10 protein-coding genes are annotated in these 6,257 nt (G+C 47.0%); 2 read left to right on the top strand and 8 right to left on the bottom strand.

Annotated features, from left to right (window positions below):
• The 4 genes from EV666_RS17870 to EV666_RS17855 all read right to left on the bottom strand — a co-directional run.
• A partial coding sequence (locus EV666_RS17870; RefSeq protein ID WP_132010975.1) for a type II toxin-antitoxin system mRNA interferase toxin, RelE/StbE family occupies positions 1-146 on the bottom strand: 146 nt, incomplete at its 3' end.
• A complete protein-coding gene (locus EV666_RS17865) occupies positions 146-403 on the bottom strand; it encodes a type II toxin-antitoxin system RelB/DinJ family antitoxin (protein WP_132010973.1) in 258 nt (85 codons plus the stop codon). The genes EV666_RS17865 and EV666_RS17870, both read right to left, overlap by 1 nt.
• Positions 404-591: 188 nt before the next feature.
• On the bottom strand, positions 592-963 hold the full coding sequence (locus EV666_RS17860) for a hypothetical protein (RefSeq protein ID WP_132010971.1): 372 nt from the start codon (positions 961-963) through the stop codon (positions 592-594).
• 24 nt (positions 964-987) lie between these two features.
• Complete coding sequence (locus EV666_RS17855) at positions 988-1,869, bottom strand: restriction endonuclease (RefSeq protein WP_132010969.1); 882 nt, start codon at positions 1,867-1,869, stop codon at positions 988-990.
• Positions 1,870-1,967: 98 nt separating this feature from the next.
• Here EV666_RS17855 and EV666_RS17850 point away from each other — a divergent pair, with 98 nt between their 5' ends.
• On the top strand, positions 1,968-2,381 hold the full coding sequence (locus EV666_RS17850; protein ID WP_132010967.1) for a hypothetical protein: 414 nt from the start codon (positions 1,968-1,970) through the stop codon (positions 2,379-2,381).
• Positions 2,382-2,515: 134 nt separating this feature from the next.
• Positions 2,516-3,190: a recombinase family protein gene (locus tag EV666_RS17845; protein WP_132010965.1), complete on the top strand. Its 675-nt coding sequence runs from the start codon at positions 2,516-2,518 to the stop codon at positions 3,188-3,190.
• Positions 3,191-3,578: 388 nt separating this feature from the next.
• On the opposite strand, the gene EV666_RS17840 is transcribed toward EV666_RS17845, so the two are convergent.
• From EV666_RS17840 to EV666_RS17825, 4 genes are all read right to left on the bottom strand, one after another.
• A complete protein-coding gene (locus EV666_RS17840; protein WP_132010963.1) occupies positions 3,579-4,100 on the bottom strand; it encodes a hypothetical protein in 522 nt (173 codons plus the stop codon).
• Between the two features lie 165 nt (positions 4,101-4,265).
• Positions 4,266-5,168, bottom strand: a complete 903-nt coding sequence (locus EV666_RS17835) for a replication initiator protein A (RefSeq protein WP_132010961.1) — start codon at positions 5,166-5,168, stop codon at positions 4,266-4,268.
• Between the two features lie 269 nt (positions 5,169-5,437).
• A complete protein-coding gene (locus EV666_RS17830) occupies positions 5,438-5,959 on the bottom strand; it encodes a hypothetical protein (protein ID WP_132010959.1) in 522 nt (173 codons plus the stop codon).
• A 73-nt stretch (positions 5,960-6,032) separates the two neighbouring features.
• The coding region (locus EV666_RS17825; RefSeq protein WP_132010957.1) for a type II toxin-antitoxin system YafQ family toxin at positions 6,033-6,257 on the bottom strand (225 nt) is incomplete at its 5' end.

The following is a 6,257-nucleotide window of genomic DNA, read 5'->3' as shown; positions in this document are numbered from 1 at the left end:
GGATGATCCTTGAACCGCGCAGGCAAGGGCGGTTGGTTTTCCAGAAGAAGGAGGATCAACGCCTTCAGTTTCGAGGTGTCCTTTCCGCGCTTTTGAGCCCGCTTGACGTCCTTCTTGAACGCCGTAGAGGGGACGGGCCTGAGCATCAGATCCCCAGATCCTTGAACATTTCATCGGCGTTATCGAATCGCTGGCCCTTCCCAGCCTCCAGTTCCGCCATGGCCTTTCGTGAGGCCTTGTTGGGGATCTCGACGGCAAAGGGCAGGCGACCTTCTTCGGCCACACGCATGAAGGTGAGCCTGATCAGGTCTGAAGCCGTGAGCCCCATACGGGTAAGCGCCTCGGTTGCCTTTTCCTTCATGTCCGCCGGTATCCTCGCGCGGACAATCGCATCTGCTGCCATCGCCTGTTTCCTTCTGATTGGAAGCAACGCAAGTTGTGTAGCCACAATGTGGCTACACTGCAATCAGCGCCATATCGTGTCCGGGTATGGGAGATTCAAGGCCGGATTTGGTGAGCGCCGAGTGGAACAGCGAGTAGGGATTGAGGCTTTGGCCCCAAAGGGATCCTTTGGGTATCCCTATCGCGTGGTTATCCGGCAAGCTTGGCTATAAGCCTATCCAATAGGCCAGCTGCACCACTCGCCTGCCGTCGGGCTAAAAATAAAATCTGCTCCATTTTTTCCCAATAATTAAGTTCATGGTCGGATAAGTCGTCGACATACAAATCCATATCCGTAAAAGATTCTATTTTTTCACCAGATTCGTTATATATTCCTATTGCATAGTCCGTAGATTTACGTTCTCCATCCGGTTTTATCTCGGATAACGAAATAGGTATGCCATCAATTTCAGTTTCAATGGTCAAATCATCATAAATAGACCACTTTAATTTGCGTTGTTTTGTTCGTTCAAACAACCCATCGATAAAGCTCCGGTACTGATCGATCGTCTCTGGCGTCATGGGTGGCCTCCTTTGCTATCTGCATCAATAGTTTTTCATAAAAACGTAAAGTTCTGTAGCAGATAAGAGTGTTACGTCATTCGTAACTGCAAGTTTATGTGCGGCGCGTGTGTATTTTGAGGTACTAACTACAATGGCATGAGTGGCGGTATAGTGTAGTCTTGCTCCAGATATTTCCTGAACAGCGCTAATTGGTACGCTTCCTGTATATAATTTACTTTGAATTACAATAATTTTATTGCCACGTTGAGCGACGACATCAGCGCCGAAATCTCCAGATGCCTTTGTCACATAAGCATCCCACCCGGCCCGGTGGCATTCCTCCGCACACCATTGTTCAAACTCGTAGGGAGATCGAATCGTTGTAGGATCTACTGCGGAGCGGACTTCGGCATCCCAGTTTTTCGAAATGACGGAGTCCAGCCAAACAAGACCACCGAGTGCTGCGAAGCGAGCGGAATGCCGGTCCCCTATTTTCGGATTTATAATATTATTCAATACGTTATCTAATTCGTCGATCCAGCGATCGTATTTGATATGACCATAATAATCTTTGTAAATCAGAGCCCGGCGCCGAGCGGCAAGTTTAGGGCCGATAGGCTTCAGTTCTTCAAGGACGCGGGAGATCGTTACCTCCGCAAATTTTTTCCTCAGATATGTCGCGATGACCAGCGTAATAACTGAAATAGCACATATAAAAAATATGTTTATGTTCGGTTTTGTATCGTTTTTTACAAATTCAAAAACCTCTGAATAAGATAACCATGAAAAAATAATGAATATTATCGCAACTATGGCGAATCCATAACTAAAATCATCCCAAAAAACTTTACGTAATCCAATCTTAGGAATTAAAAATTTATCATTTCTGCTAATATATGAATTTGATGATTTCTTAATGGCCATGTCAACCTCACGAGCGTCTGGATTGTATACAATTTCATTTGCGCAAATTCCACCATCGCGATTATAATACGAAGGGTGGTTTATGGGGCGACGGTGGAATGTCTGAGGCAGATCCTTACGTAATAGCAATTATTTCTGTTATATTTCCTGTTATTGTGTTGTTTATAATGCATATTTCCGGGAAATTTACCATTATAAATGGGGTGAAGGATATTGGATGGACAATATTGTCACTAATAATGCCGGTTATATTGGTTGCTGATATCATATACATGAACGAGTCTAAATGGAAAGGAATTGGCGGGATAATATTATTTTTGATTATACTATCTTTGACGGCATTATCATTACTTAAGATGCTGAAATACAGCATTGATAGTAATGGATTTGTTTTTGGGTCTATTATCGTTTTTCTAAAATTATGGGGATCAATAGCCGTTGTAATTCTATATTTTATATTTTTATTGCTTCGTGCGCATGCGCGGGAGTTTATCGGCTCATCGAGAGGATAAGTCACTATAACAGAAACAGCGTTGCGCCCGCGAAGACCAATCAAAGGGATTGGATGTGTGGAGTCATAACAGTGGGTTTGACAACTCTAAACGAACACATATAGAGTTGTCATATCTGAAGGAGATGGTGGGTCATGAAGGCGGCGGTTGCGTATCTCAGGGTCAGTACGGAAAGGCAGGGACGCTCCGGCCTTGGCCTTCAGGCGCAACGCGAAGCGATCGAGAAGTTTGCGTCATCCGAGGGGTTCACCATCGCCGCGTGGTTTGATGAAACAGAGACGGGCAAAGGGTCTGACGCCCTGGCTCGCAGGCCTGTCCTGGGCAAAGCGTTGGTGGAGGCCAGGAGGATCAAGGGGCCCGTTATCGTCGCGAAGCTGGACCGTCTCTCGAGGGATGTGGCGTTTGTCGCCGGTCTGATGACGCAGCGTGTACCGTTCATCGTGGCCGAACTGGGGGCGGATGCGGATCCGTTCATGCTCCATATCTACGCCGCGCTTGCGGAAAAGGAGCGTGCCCTGATTTCGACCCGGACGAAAGCGGCTCTAAAGGCCAAGAAGGCAGCAGGGGCCGTTCTGGGCAATAGGACGAACCTTGCTGACGCCCAGGCCGCTGGAGCGGCCTCCAATGCCGCCCAGGCTCGTGTTTTTGCCGAGAACATTCTCCCGGTTGTCCGGACCATCCAGGACTCTGGCGTGACATCCCTGTCGGGCATTGCCGCCGCCCTTAATGCTCGAGGAATCCCGACCGCCAGACGCGGCCAATGGCACGCCAGGTCTGTATCCAGGTTGATCGAACGTTCTGGGCGATAGGCCGGGGTCTGTGGTCGATCGGAGGACTTTCGGGAATTCAGCACTGGTTTAGGGCGGTAAGCCATTGATGTTAATTGCGTTTTTCTGATCAATTCACATTAAAAATATGTTATATTGCAGAATGTTCAATAATATCAATTAGTTAACGCCTTCGGCGTGATGGATTTTCAATCCATCTTCCCAGAGTTCAATAATAACTTTAATCGTATGAATATTTCAGACGTAAATTATCTAATCATTATTATTTTTTAAAGTTATTATATGATCGCGTTATCCCATAGCTAACGCATTGGAGTTGGAAAGTCATTTAGAAATCCCATACTCCAATTCGGATATTTCTGTATACGCGTGAGATAACTTAACAGACAACGGCCTTTGTTAAATTTCATCATTTCTTTGGAGAATAATAAATGATTTCTCCAACAGAATCGTAGTCAAATACATGTTTCGAAGCGTAATCTATCGCTTCTTCCAAGTTATAAATACGTTTAATTTTATATGAAAGATTGCATGAGAAAGAATTCTCTTTTTTATTTATAAGCCTATTGATGCGACTTTTGATGATATAATGGTATTCATCACAAAAATCAGGAATTTTTATCAAACCATGATAATGAGGATGGGTATTTTCGGATCTATTTTTTGTTTTTGTTTCTGGAAACGCAAGAAAATCAAGATCTTTATAACAATATCCAAATCTCTTTGCATATCTGGATTGATATTTTCTGATGTCATTTGCAATTTGCTTGACAATGTTGGTTATAAAGCACATGTCAGTTACATCTGATCTATGATACCATGTGCATTTCTTAACTGAAATTAGTGATATCGTGATCGTATAATTATAATTATTTTCAGATATTGTTCTTCGAAATTCGGCCTTCGCCTTTTCTAATTGTTCTTTCGTCATTCGTGACACTAAAATAATTATCAACCTCAGATTCTGGGTGGGGGAAAATTTCCAACTGGAATTTTTTTTGAAAATAGGCGTGCATAGTATATGATTATCTGCGCGCAGTCAATAGATGATTTGTGGTAAAGTGGAATTTTATCTTCAGTGGTACCCTTCGGTATTTCAGGAATTTGGATTTCCCGGAATTTTTATCGACATTCCTCTTGGAGGTCGACGTGGTTTCCCGTGATCTCGATAAAAAGTCACGAGTTCATTCTTGCCATCCCGATCGATCCGGAGACCATATTCAGGGAGTGCGTTCTCCTGGGACAACTTGCGGATATCGAAGGCGAACTGACTGAGTTTTCGGGTTGATCCAGATCGATTGTGGAGGGTCTGCATCAGAAACGGGATCGCTGGAACGCTGGATTGGTCTGGGACCGATTTGCGCGCCAGACGATACAACCAGCGTTCCAAACCACCGGTCAGTTGGAAATAATCCGGATGGACGGCAAGGATCTCCCGCCGGCGCAGAATGGAATTGTAAATCCATGGCGGGAGTTCGATTTCCCATGGCCGAGTAGGATCCGGCGAACCGCCATTGTCAGACGGTGTCAGGACGCCAGATTGGTATCGTTTTGGAATCCAATAATTCACCAGCCAGGAGAATGCTCCCTCACCTCCATCCGTGTCATCCATCCGCAGATTGGTAATGACATTGGTTAGGCGTAGCCGGCGGATGGCCTGTGCGAGGTCACGATAGTCCTTCCCGCCAGTTCCACGACCAATCTGCCTGAGACAATCATGGGGTGTGAAACTCAATCTGGGAGACGGTTGGAGCCCCTGTTCGATCCCTTGGTTGAGATGGGATGCGGCGAAAATGATGATGTCCCAATCCCAAACGGTCGCGATGGAAGTTCGGATGTCTGCCGCAACCGAAATCGCCACATTTTTGGAACTGAACTCGATGGGTTTGGTCCGGCCTTTCTGTAGGGACAGGAAAGGGAACTCCATCACATCGCGTGCATCCCGCAAAGGCGGGTCGATCGTGTGAACAGCGAACAGATCGAGTTGAGTCTGAACCACAGCGGAATCCTCTCTCCACCCTATCACGCACGGTGATTGGGTGTTGAAACCAGCGCCATAGGTCTGTGGATCTAATCGGGGTATCGCGGATTACTGACACGGTACATCACGGATCAATCTTCGGGGTATCGCGGATCAAAACAGGAAAATTGTTGTTGTATTTTAATGAGTTGCGGATCGTTAAACGTTGAAACTCTCTCTTCGAGAGTCTTATAAAACGGCCGAGGCTGTGGAATGTTTACCAGAAAACGGCTTCGCGAAACGCGGGGTCATACGCGGAACAAACGCCTGAAAAAACCCGTGCGCGGTAAGGCTGGTTCCAGAACCTTCTGTGTCAGGGTCTGGAGAACCTCCGCCTGCCTTTCGTTTGCGGAATGCATAGCCGAAACCATCTCATGAAACTGTTTCATGGTTTCAGGATCAGGGCTTTTCGATGTGGGAGAGGCCAAAAGGCGCTGTGCCTGCTCCGCTTGCCTCTGCCAGGAATCCCGTTGTTCCCTCAACTCGGCAGCATTCTCACGCAACAGAGAAATCTGGCCTTCCAGCGCTTCAATTCGCGCCTTCAAGACAGGTGTTTCATCCGTTTCAGGCGGGGTTGCAGATTGTTTCATGCTGCCGGTTTCGGCAACTGTTTCAGGCCGGGGGTGAAACACCCGGAACAATTCGGCCGGATCGATATCGAACCCGCCTTTGTCATTCCGACGCGCTGAAATCTTTCCACTTTTTATGGCGCGACTGAGTGTGGCCTTCGACACCAGCGCCTGTTTCGCCGCTTCGCCCATGGACAGCATGTGGAACCCCATTGAGACTGTTTCATAGGGGTTGCACGGAAACAGTTAAGACCAAGTGCATTGGCGACTTGGTTCACTCGTCGAACAGGTCGGAATGGGTGCCGGTTCTGGCCAGTTGCAGTTCGTCACCGTGGACGCGGTAAAGGAGAAGCCAATCGGGTTCGATATGGGCGTCCCGGAAACCGGACCATTCTCCCTTCAGGGGATGATCCTTGAACCGCGCAGGCAAGGGCGGTTGGTTTTCCAGAAGAAGGAGGATCAACGCCTTCAGTTTCGAGGTGTCCTTTCCGCGCTTTTG

Origin of the sequence: Camelimonas lactis (assembly GCF_004342915.1) — a bacterium.
Lineage (GTDB): Bacteria > Pseudomonadota > Alphaproteobacteria > Rhizobiales > Beijerinckiaceae > Camelimonas > Camelimonas lactis.
The sequence above is the reverse complement of the archived record's forward strand: the minus strand, read 5'-3'. Positions and strand labels throughout refer to the sequence as shown.